Origin of the sequence: Streptomyces sp. NPDC058650, assembly GCF_042717315.1 — a bacterium.
Taxonomy (GTDB): Bacteria; Actinomycetota; Actinomycetes; order Streptomycetales; family Streptomycetaceae; genus Streptomyces.
Genome location: NZ_JBHXRL010000057.1, coordinates 1 through 1,496, shown reverse-complemented (window position 1 = coordinate 1,496; position 1,496 = coordinate 1). Strand labels below are relative to the sequence as shown.

Annotated in this window: 2 protein-coding genes; both read left to right on the top strand. The window is 71.4% G+C overall.

Annotation, left to right across the window (positions count from 1 at the left end):
- On the top strand, nt 1-671 hold a 671-nt coding region (locus ACFWWU_RS37200; RefSeq protein ID WP_384153618.1), incomplete at its 5' end, for a Gfo/Idh/MocA family protein.
- Nucleotides 668-1,496: ATP-binding cassette domain-containing protein (locus ACFWWU_RS37195; protein ID WP_384153615.1), on the top strand; the 829-nt coding region annotated here is incomplete at its 3' end. The genes ACFWWU_RS37200 and ACFWWU_RS37195, both read left to right, overlap by 4 nt.

Below are 1,496 nucleotides of genomic sequence, written 5' to 3'. Positions count from 1 at the left end.
CCCGCGGCGAGACCGGGCGCCTGCTCAGCGTGCAGGGCGCCTACCTGCAGGACTGGCTCGCCGCTCCGCGCGACGACGACTGGCGCGTCGACACCGCACTCGGCGGCCCTTCGCGGGCGTTCGCCGACATCGGCTCGCACCTCGTCGACCTGCTCGAGTTCGTCTCGGGTGAGCGCATCACGCGGCTGAACGCCTCGACGCGCACCGTCTACGAGGCCCGGGCCATGCACGATGACATCGCGACCGAAGACCTCGTCGCCGTGGTCGTCGAGCTCGAGTCGGGCGCCGTCGGCACGCTGCTCGTGTCGCAGGTCGCTCCCGGGCGCAAGAACGCGCTCTCGATCGAGCTCGCCGGCACCGACGCGAGTGTCCGCTTCGAGCAGGAGCGCCCCGACACCCTCTGGCTCGGGCGCACCGACGCCTCGAGCATCATCGAACGCGACCCGGCGCGGCTCGCCCACGACGCCGCTCGACTCTCGATCGTGCCCGCGGGCCACCCGATGGGCTACCAGGACGCGTTCAACGCCTTCGTCGCCGACGCCTACGCCGCGATCGGCGGGCAGTCGCCCGAGGGGCTTCCCCGATTCGATGACGGGTTGCGCGCGGTGCGCGTGACCGAGGCAGTGCTCGCCTCAGCGGCGAGCGGCAACTGGGTGGAGGTGCCCGCATGACCACCGAACAGTCGCAGGCCGGAGCCGGCCGCCGTGCCGTGCTCGACGGTGAGCCGGTGCTCGTCGCCACCGGCCTCGAGAAGTCGTTCTTCGGCGTGACCGTGCTGCGCGGTGTCGGGCTCACGCTCCACCCGGGCGAGGTGCACGGGCTCGTCGGCGAGAACGGCGCAGGCAAGTCGACCTTCATGAAGATCCTCGCCGGGGTCTACGAACGCGACGGCGGCACCATCACGCTCGGCGGCACCGAGGTGGCCTTCAGCCACCCCGTCCAGGCCGCCCACGCCGGACTCGCGACCGTCTTCCAGGAGTTCAACCTCCTGCCCGAGCGAACCGTCGCCCAGAACGTCTTCCTCGGTCGCGAGCCGCGCCGCGCAGGGTTCGTCGACAAGAAGGCGATGCTCGCCGAGACGCGCTCGCTGCTCGCCGACCTCGGCATCGACTCCATCGACGCGGATGCCCCGGTGCGCACGCTCACCGTCGCCGAGCAGCAGATCGTCGAGATCGTGAAGGCCCTCTCGGTCGACGCCCGGGTGATCCAGATGGACGAGCCGACGGCCGCCCTCGCCGACCACGAGGTGGAACTGCTCTACACGATCGTGCGACGGCTGTCGGAGCGCGGTGTGGCGATCGTCTACGTCTCGCACCGCCTGAAGGAGATCTTCGACCTCTGCGACACGATCACCGTGCTGAAGGACGGCGCGCTCGTCTCGAGCGGACCGGCCGCCGAGCTCGACACCGACGAGCTCGTGCGCCGCATGGTCGGCCGGCCGATCTCCGCCTACTTCCCGGCCGCGGAGGAGGGCACGGTCGTGGGGGAGCCGCGGC